This window comes from Micromonospora sp. NPDC005710 (genome assembly GCF_040630995.1).
Taxonomy (GTDB): domain Bacteria; phylum Actinomycetota; class Actinomycetes; order Mycobacteriales; family Micromonosporaceae; genus Micromonospora.
Map to the genome: position 1 here is coordinate 120783 of NZ_JBEXYP010000010.1, position 16409 is coordinate 137191.

A 16409-nucleotide genomic window follows, 5' to 3' on the forward strand; every position below is an offset into this window, starting at 1 on the left:
CACTATCGGTGCACCCGCTTCTCCTCCTCAGGTCGTAGGCGTAGTGCCGTCCCGCGCCAGATGGTTCTCGGCGGTCGTTCGAACAGGCTTGTTCCCATGGCATCGGGTGACGCCGTACGGACCTGCTCCGGACACCCGGTCGCCAGGAAAGGCACTGGCAGACGATGCGCTTTCTTCCCCTCCTCGCACCCGGGTCACCCCGACCCGCCCGACCGGTCGTCCGACTCGGCGCGCTGCTGGCGACCGCGGTGGTCATCGCCGTGAGCGCCGCCGGTTGCGGCGCTCCGCAGCACGACCCCGCGCCGCCGGTCGACGCCCCGGCGGCACCCACCGCCGCGAGCGGTTCCGCGCTGACCGGCGCCGACGTCAACGCCTGGCTCGACGGCCTGCTGCCGGCCGCACTCGACCGGACCGGCATCGCCGGGGCCACCGTCGCCGTCGTGAACAACGGCAGGATCATCACCACCCGGGGGTACGGGTACGCCGATACCGGAGCGGGCGGAAAGGAGGCCGTACCTGTCGACCCGGACCGGCACCTGTTCCGGATGGGATCGGTGTCGAAGCTGGTCACCGCCACCGCGGTGCTGCAACTCGTGCAGAGCGGGAAGCTCGACCTCGACGCGGACGTGAAGACGTACCTCGACTTCGATCTGCCCCTGCGCTACGACCGGGCCGTCACCCTGCGGCACCTGCTGACGCACACCGCCGGCTTCGAGGAGCGGATCGCCGGCCTCATCGGCACCGACGCCGACGACCTCAACCTGCGCAGGGCGCTGATGACCGAGCCACCGGAGCAGATCTACCAGCCCGGCACCGTCCCCGCGTACTCCAACTACGGCAACGCGCTCGCCGGCTACATCGTCGAACGCGTCAGTGGGACGCGGTTCGAGGAGTACGTCCAGCGCAACATCCTGGACCGCGCGGGCATGCCGTCGTCGACCTTCGAGCAGCCCCTCCCGGCTGCCCTGCGCGACCGGATGTCCCACGGGTACGACACCTCCGACGGACCCGCCGCGCCGTTCGAGATCGTCGGCACGCCCCCGCCTGGTGCGCTGAGCGCCCCGGCGACGGACATGGCGCGATTCATGCTCGCCCAGCTCGGCGAGCAGGTGGGCTTCGCACCCCTGCTGGATGCACCGACCCGGGAGCTGATGCGGCGGCCGGCCCTCGACGCGACGTCGTTGGGCACCCTCGCGGACGGGCCCCGGATGACCCTCGGATTCTTCGCCGAGGACCGCAACGGCCACCGGATCCTCGGCCACGGCGGTGACACCAAGTACTTCCACTCCCACCTGCAGATCTACCCCGATGACCGGGCCGGCATCTTTCTCTCCCTCAACAGCAACGGCGCCGGCGCCCTCGACAGCCACGAGCTTCGCGAGTCGGTGGTGAACGGCTTCGCCGACCGCTACTTCCCCGCCCGCGACGACCAGCCCACCGCCGGCCCGGACCCGGCGACCACCGCCGAACACGCCGCACTGGCCGCCGGGACGTACGAGTCCTCGCGAACGATACGGAGTAACTTCCTGACGGCGATCGGTCTGGTCGGTCGGACCACTGTCAGCGTCGCCGACGGTGACCGGTTGCTGGTGGAGCCGGGCCCGCTCTCGGACTCCCCCGCCCTCTACGAGGAGGTGGCGCCCTGGGTCTGGCGGGAGGTCGGCGGGCAGCGCACGATCGCCATGCGGGCGACCGACGACCGGGTCGAGGCGATCAGTTTCGACTCCGCGTTCGCGTTGCTGCCCGTCGAGCCGGCCCGCGCCTCGGCGGTGGCCGTTCCGGTGCTGATCCTGTCGACGGTCGTGCTGCTGCTCACCGTGCTGTCGTGGCCGGTCGGCGCGGTCGTCCGCCGTCGGCTGGGCCGTGCCGCGCGGGAGCGGGCGGGGCGTACCGCCCGGATCCTGAGCCGCATCGCCGTCGGCGGCACGCTGCTCGCGTTCGCCGGTTGGGTGCTGAGCATCGGCAGCATCATGAGCCTCCAGGACGTTCCCGGGCCCGTCCTGCGCACCATTCAGGTGCTGCAACTGGTCGGTCTGCTCGGAGTGCTGCCCGCCACGGTCCGGCTGGTCGACGACGTGCGACGCCACATCGGCTGGCGGCGGGTCGCCGGCAGTGGACTGATCCTGTTGGCGCTCGTCGGCGCCGGCTGGTTCGCGGTGGAGTTCCACCTGCTGGCACCTAGCATCTCCTACTGACCCACCCGACCCGGGACGATCCGGAGCAAGGATGCGCACCGTATGAGGGACCACGCCGACACCGAATCCGGCGCACCGCGACCGACGAAATGGCTCGACGGCCGGCTCACCCGGCTCCGGGTGACAGGTGTGTTCCCCCGGGACTGCCTGCTGGCCGCGGCGCTCACCGTCCTGACGTTCGTACTGCTGACCTCGCTGTTCTGGTTCGTGGCGCCAGAGGACGGCGTGTCGTTCGACCCGGCGCGCACCTGGCTGCTCGTCGCCATCTGCTGCGCGCAGGCGACGCTGCTGTGCCTGCGGCGGGTCCGGCCACTGCTCTGCCTCGCGCTCGTCGTCGGCCTTCAACTGCCCATCATCGGCTTCTCGCTGCCCGAGGCGACCATCCGGGGCATCGCGCCGTTCGTCGTGGCGTACACCGTCGGGTCGTTGCTACCGGTTCGGCGTGCGCTGCTGGCCGTCGGTGCGGTCGTGGTGGTGGAGTCGATCGGGGCGGCCGTCGTGGTGACGCCGGATCTGCTGACCGCCGTCGCGTACGTCTCGGCGAGCGCCCTGACCTACGGCGGCGCGACAGTCGTCGGCGGCTACGTGGCCACCTACCGGCGCTACGTCGAGTTGGTCCGGGTACGGGCGGACGAGGCGATCCGGGAGCAACGCACGAAGGTCCAGGCGGCGATCGGCGCGGAGCGTTCCCGAATGGCCCGGGAGTTGCACGACGTGGCGGCGCACCACCTGTCCGGCATGGTCGTGCAGGCGGCGGCGGTCGAGCGGCTCATCGACCGGGACCCGGCGGCGGCGAAGGCCGGGGTGGTCTGGATTCGCAGCCAGGGCAAGGAGACCCTGGACAACCTGCGGCTCGTCGTCGGTGTGCTGCGCGGGCGGCCGGGGCACGACGGCGGCGACAGTGCCGCTCCGGTTCCCGGGCTGGGCATGCTCGACGACCTCGTCCGCACCGTGGGCGACCTCGCCGGTCCGGTGGAGTTCGTCAGGGAGGGCGAGCAGCGCGAGGTGTCGCCGATCGCCGACGTCGCGCTCTACCGGATCGCACAGGAGTCGCTCAGCAACGCCCGCCAGCACGCCCCGGGCGCCGCGGCGCGGGTGGTGCTCCGCTTCGAGCCCCGCTCGGTGTCGCTGGAAGTGGTGAACGACGCCGGCGCGACGCGAGGCGTACCGACGGCACGGACCGGTGGCGTCGGCCTGGTGGGCATGCGCGAGCGCGCCGAGCTGATCGGGGCGACGTTCACCGCCGGGCCGACGGCGGCCGGTGGCTGGTCGGTCGCCGCGACACTTCCCACGAACGGTCCCGCAGCGTCCCGGTCGAAGGAAGAGGCACCAGCATGATCAGAGTGATGCTCGTCGACGACCAGGCTGTCGTCCGGGCCGGCTTCCGCGTGATCCTGGAGCAGTCCGGCGAGATCGAGGTCGTGGCGGAGGCGTCGAGCGGGACCGCCGCCGTCGAGCTGGCCCGCCGGCTGCAACCGGACGTCATCTGCATGGACGTCCGGATGCCGCACGGCGACGGGCTCACCGCGACCCGGCAGATCGTCACCGAGGCGACCGGGACGCCACCGGCGGTGCTCGTCGTGACGACCTTCGACCTCGACGAGTACGTCTTCGGCGCCTTGGAGTCCGGCGCCAGCGGGTTCATCCTCAAGGACTGTGAGCCCGAGGACCTGATCGAGGCGATCCGCCGCCTGGCGAGCGGCTACGGGCTCGTCGACCAGTCCGTCACTCGGCGGGTGATCTCGGAATTCGCCAGGCGTACCCCCGCTCCCCGCTCGGACGCGGCAGCGGCCCACCAACTGACCGCGCGGGAGACCGAGATCGTGGAGTTGCTCGCGCAGGGCCTGTCGAACGTCGAGATCGCCGAGCGGCTCTTCATCGAGACCAGCACTGTCAAGTCGCACCTCGGGCGTGCGATGGCGAAGATCGGCGCGCGGGACCGGCTCCAGACCGTCGTGTGGGCGTACCAGAACGGGGTGGTCCGGAGGTGACAGCCGCCCGATCACCCGCGCACCGGCGGGTCACCCCCGCTCGAGAGTGGACACCGCCGGAGTACGATCCCGGCGTACCGCTGTGGTGATCTCCAGCTGACGACCCCTCGATAGGAGCCAGGCATGGCCGGCCCGGACCCCGAACTCGCTGCGAAGCTTCAGCCCGACGTGCCGCACGCGGCACGGATCTGGAACTACTGGATGGGCGGCAAGGACAACTTCCAGTCCGACCGGGCGGCGGGCGACGCGGTCGCCGAGGTCTACCCGGAGATCGTCCTCATGGCGCAGCAGTCGCGCGTGTTCCTGGTGCGGGCCGTGCGGTACCTCGCGGCGGAGGCAGGCATCCGGCAGTTCCTGGACATCGGCACCGGCCTGCCCACCATGCAGAACACGCACGCGGTCGCCCAGGGCGTGGCGCCCGACTCGCGGATCGTCTACGTGGACAACGACCCGATGGTGCTGGTGCACGCGCGGGCGCTGCTGGCCAGCACGACGTCGGAGGGGGTCACCACCTACGTCCCGGCCGACTACCACGACCCGGAGAAGATCCTCGCCGAGGCGGCGCGGACGCTCGACTTCGACAAGCCCATCGCCGTGATGTACATGGGCGTGATGGGCTACGAGCCCGACCTGGACGTGGTGCGCTCGATCGTCGGGCGCACGATGGACGCGGTGCCGTCCGGCTCTCACCTGGTGCTCTGGGACGGCACCGACACCAGCCCGGCTGTGGTCTCCGGCGCCGAACGGTTGGCGCAGAGCGGCGGAGTTCCGTACATCCTGCGCAGCCCGGCGGATCTCGAAAGTTGCTTCGAAGGGCTGACGATGGTGGAGCCGGGCCTGGTGCCGATTCCGCTGTGGCGGCCCGAGGATCCCGACGCCGTGGGGATCGACGCGTACGGCGCGGTGGCCCGCAAGCCCTGACCGACACGATGTCCCCCCCCGCTCCCACTGTCGCCGGGAGCGGGGCGGACCTTTCACCGTGCGCAGGTCACTGTCAGACCGTCGGGGACCGCGCTGGTCGTCACGAGCAGACCGAACGTCGTCGCGCCGTCCAGCGCGAGCGTCCCGTTGTAGGAGGCGTTGCGAACGGTGACGTCGGCACCGGCCGTCTCGGGCACCCCGCCCCAGACCGTCTGGATCCGCTCGTCACCGGACCACCGCCAGGAGACGCGCCACCGGTCCACCGGCAACGTCCCGGTGTTGCGGACGGTGACGGTCGCGACGAAGCCGCCACCCCAGTGGGTGTCGATGGTGGCCGTGGCCCGGCACGAGGTCAGCGAGGCGGTCCGGGCCGGCCAGATCACGTAGGGATCGCGCTTGCCGTCGGGGTCGCTGAACCGGTACCAGTATTCCGTGTCGGGCGTGAGGCCACCGATGGTCACGGTGCCGCTGCGCTCCGGCCCGGAGACGGCCTCGGCCACCGGCGTCCGCCACTGCTGGGCGTCCTCGCGGCTGGCGAAGAGGGTGATGGTCATCGGCGGGTCGTAGCCGCAGGGCGGCCGGAAGAAGAGCGAGTACGAGATGGTCACGCTCGTGGTGGTGACGCTGGCGACGCTCGCGCTGATCGGCAGAGCCGGCGGGCAGGTCGGTGTCGGCGTGGCCGACGGCGTTGGCGTGGGTGTCGCTTCGGCGGCGGTGGTCGTCGACCCGGCCCAGGTGGCCAGCGCCAAAGTGGTGACGGCGAGGAACATGCGAAGCATCGGTACCTCCGTGCTTGGCGGGGCACCGTGGCTGAGGTGGTGGTCGGTGCCGCGCTCGGGTTCCGGTCGACGACGAGGGCTGCCCGGCACTGGCGACCTGGTCGCCGCGTGCGCCCCGTGGACCGGAGGAGTTCTGGTGCGCGCTGGCTCCCCGAGCACGACCGGATCACAGCATGACAGTCGAGAGGAATCGATACAACCCGATCCCGCTCCCGTCGAACGTCGTCCGTCTTCTCGTCGCCGCAGGGACACCCGCCGGGTGCCCGCACCGACAATGATCCATGGTGGTCTATTCATTCGGACACGGGAGTACAGCATGATCGACGCAAGCAGCACGCCCCGGCGCCGGTGGGGAGTGAGGGCACTGATCGCGGTGGTGCTGACGGCCTCCGCGCTGGCCGCACCGACCCCCGCCGGCGCCGCCGTCAGCCGGGCCGAACTGGCCCTCCGCTGGGCGCCCATCCACTACCAGGATGTCGACGCCACCGGCAGCCACGCCCTCAGCGGGCAGTCGGACTACCTCACCCGCGTCGACTTCGACGGCGACCTGGACGGACGCAACAACTGGGAACGGACCGGACAGGCAGGCACCGCGCTGGCCGCCCACGTGTACTACTCCGTCGTCGAGACGAGCACCCACTGGTACATCACGTACTTCTTCTTCCACCCCCGCGACTGGACCGACCACCCGTTTTTCGAGACCGAACACGAGAACGACGGTGAGGGCGCGCTGTTCGCGATCGAGCGCGACGGCTCCACGTACGGTGTTCTCCGCTCGGCCGTCACTGTCGCGCACAGTGACTTCTACTCCTACACGCCGACCGGTAGCACCTGGACCAGCGGCGGGGAGAGCATCGACGGCACCCTGCGCCTGCAGGCGTCACCGCACGACACGTTCCAGCACCCGGTGACCGCGCAGGAGGCCCAGGGTCACGGCCTCAAGGCACACCCGCAGTACGACATCAACGGCGACGGCATCGTCTACTACCCGTCGACCGTCGCCGAGACACCGAGCAGCGGCAACGACCGCGACGTGCGCTATCAACTGATCGACATCTTCGCCGCCGGCGGTCTCTGGGCGCAGCGGTCCAACGCCAGCCTGTTCGCCAGCCTGGGCACGTTCGCCGGTGACACGTCCGGCGACTGCGGCGTGGGCACCTGGAGCTGTTCCACCAACTCGGCCAACGCGCCGTGGGGCTGGGACGACGGCAACGACACCCCCGCGCGGGGCGAGATCGCCAGCGACCCGGCGAAGCTGGCGGTCGCCTACTTCACGGTGCCGAGCGGTCTGGCCCGCACCTACAGCTACAACCCGTACGCCGGTGCGGCGGCGGCGCTCGCCGAGGCGGCACGGACGGCACCGCCGACAGTCGACTGACGCCTTCGTCTCCCCGGGGTCGGACCGTCTGGTCCGTCACCGGGGAGACGACTCGACCCGCACCCGGTCGCTCTCGTCATCGGAGAGGAAAGCCGCCAGCGCCTGCCCCTGCTCGGTGACGGCGGCCCGATCCGCCCGGGAGAAGCCGCGCAGCGGGCTGACTGTCACAGTGCCCGACTCGACGCCCCAGGTCGCCGCGACCCGGCCGTCGACGAGCACCACGCGCTCGCCGGCCACCGAGAGGAAACGGTGCGCGTCGTCGATGATCCGGCTGCGGTCGTCGTAGCCGAGGATCGCGTTGTCGAACGCCGGCAGGAACCGCACCGGGGCGGGTGTGTCCGGGTCGGGGCGAGGCGCGTCGGCGAGGTCGATCAGCTTCCGGCCACGCTCGTCGCGGAAGGTCACCAGCTCGTCGCGCAGGGCGGTCACCACTGCCGGCAGCCCGGCGAGACCGCACCAGGCACGCAGGTCGGCGGTGGCCGCCGGGCCGAACGCGGCCAGATATCGGCGGACGAGCACCTGGCCGACCGGATCGGCGCCCCCCGTGGTCGGCACGGGAGCGTCCCGGCCCGGCCACGCGGCGAGCGGGGCGTACCGCACGCCGCCCTTCGCCCGCCACACGCCGCGCGGTGGCAGTTGGATCAGCGGGACGAGCGCGACAGCCATCTCGCCCAGCGCCCGTGACCCCGCCGCCGGCCAGCGCTCGGCGAGCGCGCGCCCGATCTCCGGCATCGAGCGCGGTTCACCGTCGGCCAGCACCTCCCGGGCGGCGGTGGCGAGGTCGTCGAGGTCGACGCCGTCCAACTCGCCGCGGTAGACCCCGAGCACTCGTTGGCGCAGCATGGCGTCGTGGCGGCCGCGCCAGGCCACTGCGTCGTCGGCGACGAGCAGGTGGACCGTCCGGCGCATGAGATGGGTGCGTACCACCTGTCGCTCGGTCAGCAGGGTCGAGAGCACCGTCGGGTCGAACGCGAGCAGCCGCGACCACAGCCCGACGAACGGCTCCTGCGGCTCCTGGGCCTGGAGGCCGCCGAGGTGGGCGACGGCGTCGAGCGTCGGCAGGTCGGCACGGTCGAGCAGCAACTGTCGGGCGAGCGTCGCGCGGTTGAGCGCCTGGGTGTCGAGAACTGTCATCAGGTCCTTCCGGCCCGCCTGATTATCCGACCCGGGGCCGACAGTCCGATGGTGATCGAGGTGCCCGTCGCGGGTACCGTGGCGATCTTCCTGGTCAGCCGATCACCCCGATGATCGATTGTCGGAGCGGCCGGGGCGGGCCGACGGAGACGCGCGCATCTTCGTGGGTGCCAAAAAGTTTTGTGCACTTCCTACAAATGAGGGACTGTGGGTTCAGTGGTTGCGCCATAGCGCCAGCCGCCGTCAGACGGAAAGGTGATCACTGCTGGGAGCCGTCGTCTCCCGGCACGCAGGTCGAGGTCTAGCTAAGGGGTTCTTCGGGTGTTCAACCGTGTCGCCATCGTCAACCGTGGTGAAGCCGCCATGCGGCTCATCCACGCGGTCCGCGAGCTGGCCGCGGAGACCGGCATCCAGCTCGAAACCGTAGCCCTCTACACCGATGTCGACCGCAACGCCACATTCGTCCGCGAAGCAGACATCGCCTACGATCTCGGCCCCGCGTCCGCTCGCCCCTACCTCAACCTGGCGGTGCTGGAGCGCGCCCTGACCGAGACCGGGGCCGACGCCGCCTGGGTCGGCTGGGGCTTCGTCGCCGAGGACCCGGCGTTCGCGGAGCTGTGCGAGAAGATCGGCGTCACCTTCGTCGGGCCGAGCGCGGACGCCATGCGCCAGCTCGGCGACAAGATCGGCTCGAAGCTGATCGCCGAGAAGGTCGGCGTGCCGGTCGCGCCGTGGAGCCGCGGCGCCGTCGAGACCCTCGCCGCCGCCCGGGCCTCGGCAGCCGAGGTCGGCTACCCGCTGATGCTGAAGGCGACCGCCGGCGGTGGCGGGCGCGGCATCCGCGTGATCAGGAACGAGGCTGAGCTCGACGACGCGTACGAGCGCACCAGCCAGGAGGCGGCACGGGCGTTCGGCAGCGGCATCGTCTTCCTGGAGCGCCTGGTCACCGGGGCCCGGCACGTCGAGGTCCAGGTGATCGCCGACGGGCAGGGCACCGCGTGGGCGCTCGGCGTCCGCGACTGCTCAGTGCAGCGACGCAACCAGAAGGTCATCGAGGAATCGGCGTCGCCGGTGCTCAACCCGGAGCAGGCCGCCGAGCTCAAGACGTCGGCCGAGCGGCTGGCCGTGGCGGTCGGTTACCGCGGCGCCGCGACGGTCGAGTTCCTCTACCACCCGGGCGACCGGTTGTTCGCGTTCCTCGAGGTCAACACCCGCCTCCAGGTCGAGCACCCGATCACCGAGTTGACCACCGGGTTCGACCTGGTCAAGGCCCAGCTGCACGTCGCCGGCGGCGGGCGACTCGACGGTGATCCACCGGCCGAACGGGGGCACGCCATCGAGGCGCGGCTCAACGCCGAGGACCCCGACCGCGACTTCGCGCCGTCCCCCGGCCGCATCGCCCGGCTGGACCTGCCCAGTGGGCCCGGCATCCGGGTCGACACCGGCGTCAGCGAGGGCGACACCATCCCGGCCGACTTCGACTCGATGATCGCGAAGATCATCGCGTACGGCCGCGACCGCGACGAGGCGCTCGGCAGACTGCGCCGGGCGATGGCGAACACCACCGTGATCATCGAGGGTGGGGCGACGAACAAGAGCTTCGTGCTCGACCTGCTCGACCAGCCCGAGGTGATCGACGCCAGCGCCGACACCGGCTGGATCGACCGCGTCCGCGGCGAGGGCCGGCTCGTCACGCACCGCCACTCCGCTGTCGCCCTGGCCGCAGCCGCGATCGAGGCGTACGAGGAGGAGGAGCGCGTCGAACGGCAGCGGCTGCTGTCCACAGCCGCCGGCGGGCGCCCGCAGGTGCAGCACGCCAGCGGTCGGCCGTTGGACCTCAAGCTGCGCGGCGTCGGCTACCGCACGCGGGTGGCGCGCGTCGGCGCGCACCGGTTCCGGGTCGGCATCGAGACCGGCCCCGTCGTCCGCACCGCCGACGTCGACCTCGACCGCTTCGACCGGCACACCGGTCAGATCGTCGTCAACGGCATCCGCTATCGCCTGCTCACCGGCACGTACGGGCCGACCCACCTGGTGGAGGTGGACGGCGTGACGCACCGGGTCAGCCGGGACGAGGGCGGCGTCCTTCGCTCCCCGATGCCCGCGCTCGTCGTCGCCACGCCGCTGGAGGTCGGCGCGGAGGTCGAGGCGGGCGCACCGGTGCTGGTGCTGGAAGCCATGAAGATGGAGACGGTGCTCCGGGCGCCGTTCAAGGCACGGCTCAAGGAGTGCGCCGTCTCGGTCGGCAGCCAGGTGGAGGCGGGTGCGCCCCTGCTGCGCCTCGAACCGCTCGCGGACGACGCCGAAGAGACCCCGGACGACCCGAGCACCGAGACCGTTGAACTGGACCTGCCCACCGCCGCCGACATCCCGGCGGACGAGCGCAGCCGGCGCGGTCAGGAGGACCTGCGGGGTCTGCTGCTCGGCTTCGACGTCGACCCGCACGACGACCGCCGGGTCCTCGACGGCTACCTGATGGCACGACGGGCGGCCACCGAGGCCGGCAAGCGGCCCCTGGCCGCCGAACTCGACCTCATCGAGGTGTTCGCCGACCTCGCCGAACTGAGCCGGAACCGGCCGACGGGCGAGGACGGCGGCGCCGCGCACGTGCACAGCGCCCGGGAGTACTTCCACACCTACCTGCAGAGCCTCGACGTCGAGCGGGCCGGGCTGCCGGACGCCTTCCAGACCCGGCTCGCCAAGGCGCTCGGCCGCTACGGCGTCACCGAACTGGACCGCACCCCCGCCCTCGAAGCCGCCGTCTTCCGAATCTTCCTGGCCCAGCAGCGTGCCTCCGCGGACGCGCAGGTCGTCGCGGCGCTGCTGCGCGCCTGGCTGCTGGAGACCCCGCCGGACGAGGCGTTGCGCGAGCCGGCCGGTCTCGCCCTGGAACGGTTGATCGCCGCGACGCAGGTCCGCTTCCCGGTGGTCGCCGACCTCGCCCGCGGCGTGGTGTTCGCCTGGTTCGCCCAGCCGCTGCTGCGCCGCAACCGCGCCCGCGTCTACGCCACGGTCCGTGGGCACCTGCGGCACCTGGACGCGCACCCGGACGCGCCGGACCGCGCCGAGCGCATCGCCGAGATGGTACGCAGCACCGAGCCGCTGGTCCGGCTGCTCGGCCAGCGGCTCGTCCGTCACCACCTCGACAACGCGGTCATGTTGGAGGTTCTGACCCGGCGGTACTACGGCAACAGGTCGCTCACCAGCGTGCGTACCCGTGGGGTCGCGGACTGCACGTTCGTGGTCGCCGAGCGCGCCGACTCGAGCGTCGTCTCCGCCGCGGTGAGTTTCGACGCGCTGGGCAGCGCCCTGCGCGGGCTGGCCGAGTTGGCCACCGGCGAGGACGCCGTGGACGCCGACATCTACCTCGGCTGGGAGAACCAGCCGGAGGACTTCGACGCGATGGCGGCGGCGCTGGCCGAGGTCATCGCCGCGCACCCACTGCCGCCGCAGGTGCGTCGGGTCACCACCACCGTCGCGGGTCGCGGCGGGGCGGTGATGCACCACCACTTCACCTTCCGCCCGTCGGGCGCCCAGTTGACCGAGGACCGGCTGATCCGCGGGCTGCACCCGTACATCGCGCAGCGGATGCAACTGGAGCGGTTGCACAGGTTCGACCTGACCCGGCTGCCGTCGTCGGACGAGGAGGTCTACCTCTTCCAGTGCGTGGCGCGGGAGAACCGGGCCGACGAGCGTCTCGTCGCGTTCGCGCAGGTGCGTGACCTCACCGAGCTTCGCGAGCAGGACGGCCGCCTGGTCGCGCTGCCGACGACCGAGGACGCCATCGCGGCCTGCCTCGACTCGATCCGCCGCGCCCAGTCGCGGCGGCCGTCGAAGACGCGCTTCAACACCAACCGCATCGTCGTCTACGTGTGGCCGCCGAGCGAGTTGACCCGCGAGGAGATGGAAATGATCGCCGGGCGGGTCCGCCCGACGACAGCGGGCGCCGGCCTGGAGGAGATCCTGTTCATCGCGCGCCAGCGCGACCGCCGGACCGGCGAGCTGACCAGAATCGCCGTACGGATCTCGTTCGACGCCGCCGGCGGTGCCGAGCTGGCCGTCGGGGAGCCGCCGGTCGAGCCGATCGAGCCCCTCGACGAGTACCGGCTCAAGGTGCTGCGGGCCAGCAGCCGCAACACCGTGTACCCGTACGAGTTGACCGGCCGGCTCGGCGACTTCGTGGAGCACGACCTCGACGACGCGCACGTGTTGGTGCCGGTGGACCGGCCGAAGGGGCGCAACAGCGCCGCCATCGTCGCCGGGGTGGTCACCACGCCTACCGAGCGCTACCCGCAGGGTGTCACCCGGGTGGTGCTGCTCGGCGACCCGACGAAGTCGCTGGGCGCCCTGTCCGAGCCGGAGTGCCGGCGCGTGATCGCCGCACTGGACCTGGCCGAGCGGATGCAGGTGCCGCTGGAGTGGTGGGCGCTGTCCGCCGGGGCCCGGATCTCGATGACCTCCGGTACGGAGAACATGGACTGGGTGGCATCGGCGCTCAAGCGGATCGTCGAGTTCACACAGGCCGGCGGTGAGATCAACATCGTGGTCGCGGGGATCAACGTCGGCGCGCAGCCGTACTGGAACGCCGAGGCGACGATGCTCATGCACACAAAGGGCATCCTGGTGATGACGCCCGACTCGGCGATGGTGCTCACCGGTAAGCAGTCGCTCGACTTCTCCGGCGGCGTGTCGGCTGAGGACAACTTCGGCATCGGCGGCTACGACCGGGTGATGGGGCCGAACGGGCAGGCGCAGTACTGGGCGCCGAACCTGACGGCCGCGCGGGACGTGGTGATGGCGCACTACGACCACACGTACGTCGCGCCGGGCGAGGACGCCCCCCGACGGGCGGTCACCACCGACCCGGTCGACCGCGACATCTCCGACTTCCCGCACGACGTGGCGGGCAGCGCCTTCGCCACGGTCGGGCAGATCTTCTCCGTCGAGTCCAACCCGGACCGCAAGAAGCCGTTCGACATCCGTACGGTGATGCGGGCCCTCTCCGACCAGGACCACCCGGTGCTGGAGCGTTGGGCGGGCATGGCGGACGCGGACACCGCAGTCGTGCAGGACGTCCACCTCGGCGGCATCCCGGTCTGCCTGCTCGGCATCGAGTCCCGGTCGGTGCCACGGCACGGCTTCCCGCCCACCGACGGCCCGGACACCTACACGGCGGGCACCCTGTTCCCCCGCTCGTCGAAGAAGGCCGCACGGGCGATCAACACGGCAAGCGGCAACCGCCCGCTCGTCGTGCTGGCGAACCTGTCCGGCTTCGACGGCTCACCCGAGTCGATGCGCAAGCTGCAACTGGAGTACGGCGCCGAGATCGGTCGGGCGATCGTGAACTTCCAGGGTCCCATCGTCTTCTGCGTGATCTCGCGCTACCACGGCGGCGCGTTCGTGGTGTTCTCCAAGGCACTGAACCCGAACATGACGGTGCTGGCGCTGGAGGGCTCGTTCGCCTCGGTGCTCGGTGGCGCACCCGCCGCCGCTGTGGTGTTCTCCGCCGACGTCAACGCCCGTACCGCGGCCGACCCGCGGGTGCGGGACCTGGAGGCCCGCACCGCGGCCTCGGCGGGCACCGAACGCGCCGCGCTGACCGCGGAACTCGACGAGCTGCGCTCGTCGGTGCGCGCGGAGAAACTCAGCGAGGTGGCCGCGGAGTTCGACCGGGTGCACAACATCCACCGCGCCGTCGAGGTCGGCTCGGTGGACGCCGTCATCCGCGCCGCCGAGTTGCGTCCGCGCATCATCGAGGCCATCGAGGCCCGCCTGGCCTAGCACGACCGAGACACCCGCACCACGTCAGCACCACCGGTCGCCGACCGGTGGTGCTGACCGTACGGGGGTGGCGTGCGGCGAGGTTAGCTGACCGCCGCGTTCAGCGCGACGGCGATGGCGAGCCAGACGATGGCCGTGGCGATACCGACGCCGACCATGACGAGCGCCTTGACGGCGGGTGCCAGTTGGGTGCGGGCAACTGTCAGGTTCGCCAGGACGCCGAACGCCCCGACCAGTCCACCGATGACACCGCCGACGGTGAACAGCAGGATCGGTAGCAGAGCCAGGATGCGCAGGAAGACCGGTATCGAGGGCCCGGTCCGGTGCTGTACGCCGTTGACCGCCACGACCGGGTAAGGATCGGCGAAGGCGGTGCGTAACGTGGCCTGGACGACACCGCCGTCCGCTGTCGGCAACGCGTAGCGTTTGCCTGTCCTGGCGGCCGGCACTCCGGCGACGGTGAGGGTAGGGCGACCCCCGAAGGCTTTGGTGGTGACGACGATCGGGCCAGCTACGCCCGCGACATGGAGAGGTTCGGTGTTCACCGGCGTGATCTTAGGAAGTGCGCCACGCCTCGTCCATTTCGTTGATCGAGCGGGTCAGTCCCACTGGTTCTGGTTGAGGAACCGGGCGAAGCCCCGCCACGAGTTCGGCCCCATCACCCCGTCGATCGGGCCTGCGTAACCCCAGCCGGAGGCGAGTCGCTGAACGGCCTTCCAGGTGTTCGTCCCCGGCACGCCGTCAATCGGCCCGCCGTAGCCGTAGCCGCGCAGTGCCTGTTGCAGCGCGGCGTAGGTCCGCGTGCCCGGCACGCCGTCGATCGGGCCGGTGTAACCGGAGGTGATCCGCAACCAGTTCTGCATCCGCTGGTAGAAGACGGTGCCGGGAATGCCGTCCTGCTCGGTGGACGTCTTCGGCAAGCCACCGCCGCCCGGGTTCTGGCCGACGTAGGTGAGCGGGTTGATGCGGACACCGCTCGGGTTGATCATGTGCCAGTGCAGGTGCGGGCCGGTGGAGCTACCGGAACCAGGCGCGCCCACCGCCCCGCCCGACCGTCCGACGATCGCACCGGCGCCCACCACAGTGCCGTTGGCCAGCAGGAACTGGGACAGGTGCAGGTACTGGCTGCGGTAGCCGTCCGCGTGCTGGATCGTGACGGTGTGCCCGCCCGTACCGTTGTTCGGGATGTTCTGGATCGTGCCGGCGCCGCAGGCCGGCAGGTCGGTCCCGACGCCCATCCCGAAGTCGATGCCGCCCAGTGAACCGCTGTTGAGGTGGTCCTGCCAGGTCCCGGTGATCCGGTAGCCGGCGAACGGGTTGTAGATCGCTGGTGCGGCAGACGCGGTCCCCGGCAGTCCGACGACACCGCCGACGGCGAGGGCACCTGTGGTCAGGACGGTGCCGCGCAGCAGCCGACGACGGCTCAACCCGTTCGGCGGCCGTTCCCCGTCGCCACAGCACACGGGCGGGTATTCGTGGTTCATCGCCGGCCTCCGTACGGTCCGAGTTGACCATGGACCAGCCGAGGGTAGCCGCCGCAGTGGCACGGATCAATGTCAGCCGGTTCGTCGCTCGTGGCTCGGGTCGGTGTCGGCCTGCCAGGCGGCGACCAGATCCTCCCGCGCCCGGGCGACCCGGGAACGGATGGTGCCGACCGGGCACTGACAGACGTCCGCCGCCTCGGCGTAGGACAGGCCGAGGACCTGGGTGGCGACGAACGCCTCGCGGCGCTCCCGGGTCAGGCCGGCGATCATCTGGTGCAGGGTCACGCCCTCGTCGGCGCCGACGGTGATCGCACCGGCCGCTTCGGCCGCCGCCTGCCAGTCCGGCACCGACGCCATCCTCGGCCGGGCCACCGCCGTCCGGACGTGGTCCACGGCGACGCGTCGGGCGATGGTGAACACCCAGGTACGGGCCGACGAGCGCCCGGCGAACCCGGGCAGGTTGCGGATGGCCCGCAGGAACGTCTCCTGGGTCAGGTCGTCGGCCTCCCCCGGCCCGGCCAGGTGCGACAGGAACCGCCAGACCTGGTCCTGTAGTGCCCGGATGAACGCCGTGGCGGCCTGCCGGTCACCCTGGCCCGCCTCTCGCGCCCACCGGGTCACCTGGTCGTCGTCAGCGACGCCGTTCCGCACAGACCACCGTCCTGTGTGCCACGGGCGCTCCCTCATGCCGATGCCGTCGCCGGAACGCCGCCGGTCGGCCGCGCACTCTGGTGGTCGCCGGCCGG

General features: G+C 71.4%; 11 protein-coding genes. 6 read left to right on the forward strand and 5 right to left on the reverse strand.

The features are described from left to right. The first annotated feature begins 164 nt into the window (after positions 1-164). The 4 genes from ABZ406_RS16100 (at position 165) to ABZ406_RS16115 (ending at position 5107) form a co-directional block, all read left to right on the forward strand. Entirely contained in the window at positions 165-2195 is a 2031-nt protein-coding gene (locus ABZ406_RS16100; RefSeq protein WP_357761492.1) for a serine hydrolase domain-containing protein, read from the forward strand. 42 nt (positions 2196-2237) lie between these two features. Then, entirely contained in the window at positions 2238-3533 is a 1296-nt protein-coding gene (locus ABZ406_RS16105) for a histidine kinase (RefSeq protein WP_357761495.1), read from the forward strand. Next, positions 3530-4186: a response regulator transcription factor gene (locus ABZ406_RS16110; protein WP_357761498.1), complete on the forward strand. Its 657-nt coding sequence runs from the start codon at positions 3530-3532 to the stop codon at positions 4184-4186. The genes ABZ406_RS16105 and ABZ406_RS16110 overlap by 4 nt, the downstream gene beginning before the upstream one ends. 123 nt (positions 4187-4309) lie before the next feature. Next, complete coding sequence (locus ABZ406_RS16115) at positions 4310-5107, forward strand: SAM-dependent methyltransferase (RefSeq protein WP_357761501.1); 798 nt, start codon at positions 4310-4312, stop codon at positions 5105-5107. A 53-nt stretch (positions 5108-5160) separates the two neighbouring features. On the opposite strand, the gene ABZ406_RS16120 is transcribed toward ABZ406_RS16115, so the two are convergent. Next, complete coding sequence (locus ABZ406_RS16120) at positions 5161-5886, reverse strand: cellulose binding domain-containing protein (RefSeq protein ID WP_357761504.1); 726 nt, start codon at positions 5884-5886, stop codon at positions 5161-5163. 316 nt (positions 5887-6202) lie between these two features. Between ABZ406_RS16120 and ABZ406_RS16125 the strand changes: the two genes are divergently transcribed. Further along, on the forward strand, positions 6203-7264 hold the full coding sequence (locus ABZ406_RS16125) for a hypothetical protein (protein ID WP_357761507.1): 1062 nt from the start codon (positions 6203-6205) through the stop codon (positions 7262-7264). Between the two features lie 36 nt (positions 7265-7300). On the opposite strand, the gene ABZ406_RS16130 is transcribed toward ABZ406_RS16125, so the two are convergent. After that, positions 7301-8398: a winged helix DNA-binding domain-containing protein gene (locus ABZ406_RS16130; protein ID WP_357761510.1), complete on the reverse strand. Its 1098-nt coding sequence runs from the start codon at positions 8396-8398 to the stop codon at positions 7301-7303. A 321-nt stretch (positions 8399-8719) separates the two neighbouring features. Between ABZ406_RS16130 and ABZ406_RS16135 the strand changes: the two genes are divergently transcribed. Next, a complete protein-coding gene (locus tag ABZ406_RS16135; protein ID WP_357761513.1) occupies positions 8720-14179 on the forward strand; it encodes a carboxyl transferase domain-containing protein in 5460 nt (1819 codons plus the stop codon). Positions 14180-14262: 83 nt separating this feature from the next. On the opposite strand, the gene ABZ406_RS16140 is transcribed toward ABZ406_RS16135, so the two are convergent. The 3 genes from ABZ406_RS16140 to ABZ406_RS16150 all read right to left on the reverse strand — a co-directional run bounded on the left by ABZ406_RS16140 (position 14263) and on the right by ABZ406_RS16150 (position 16314). Beyond that, positions 14263-14724 carry a hypothetical protein gene (locus tag ABZ406_RS16140; RefSeq protein ID WP_357761516.1) on the reverse strand — a complete coding sequence of 154 codons (462 nt, stop codon included), beginning with the start codon at positions 14722-14724 and terminating at the stop codon, positions 14263-14265. Between the two features lie 54 nt (positions 14725-14778). Next, complete coding sequence (locus tag ABZ406_RS16145) at positions 14779-15663, reverse strand: peptidoglycan DD-metalloendopeptidase family protein (protein ID WP_357761518.1); 885 nt, start codon at positions 15661-15663, stop codon at positions 14779-14781. A gap of 72 nt (positions 15664-15735) precedes the next feature. After that, on the reverse strand, positions 15736-16314 hold the full coding sequence (locus ABZ406_RS16150; RefSeq protein ID WP_357761520.1) for a sigma-70 family RNA polymerase sigma factor: 579 nt from the start codon (positions 16312-16314) through the stop codon (positions 15736-15738). Positions 16315-16409 lie beyond the last annotated feature (95 nt).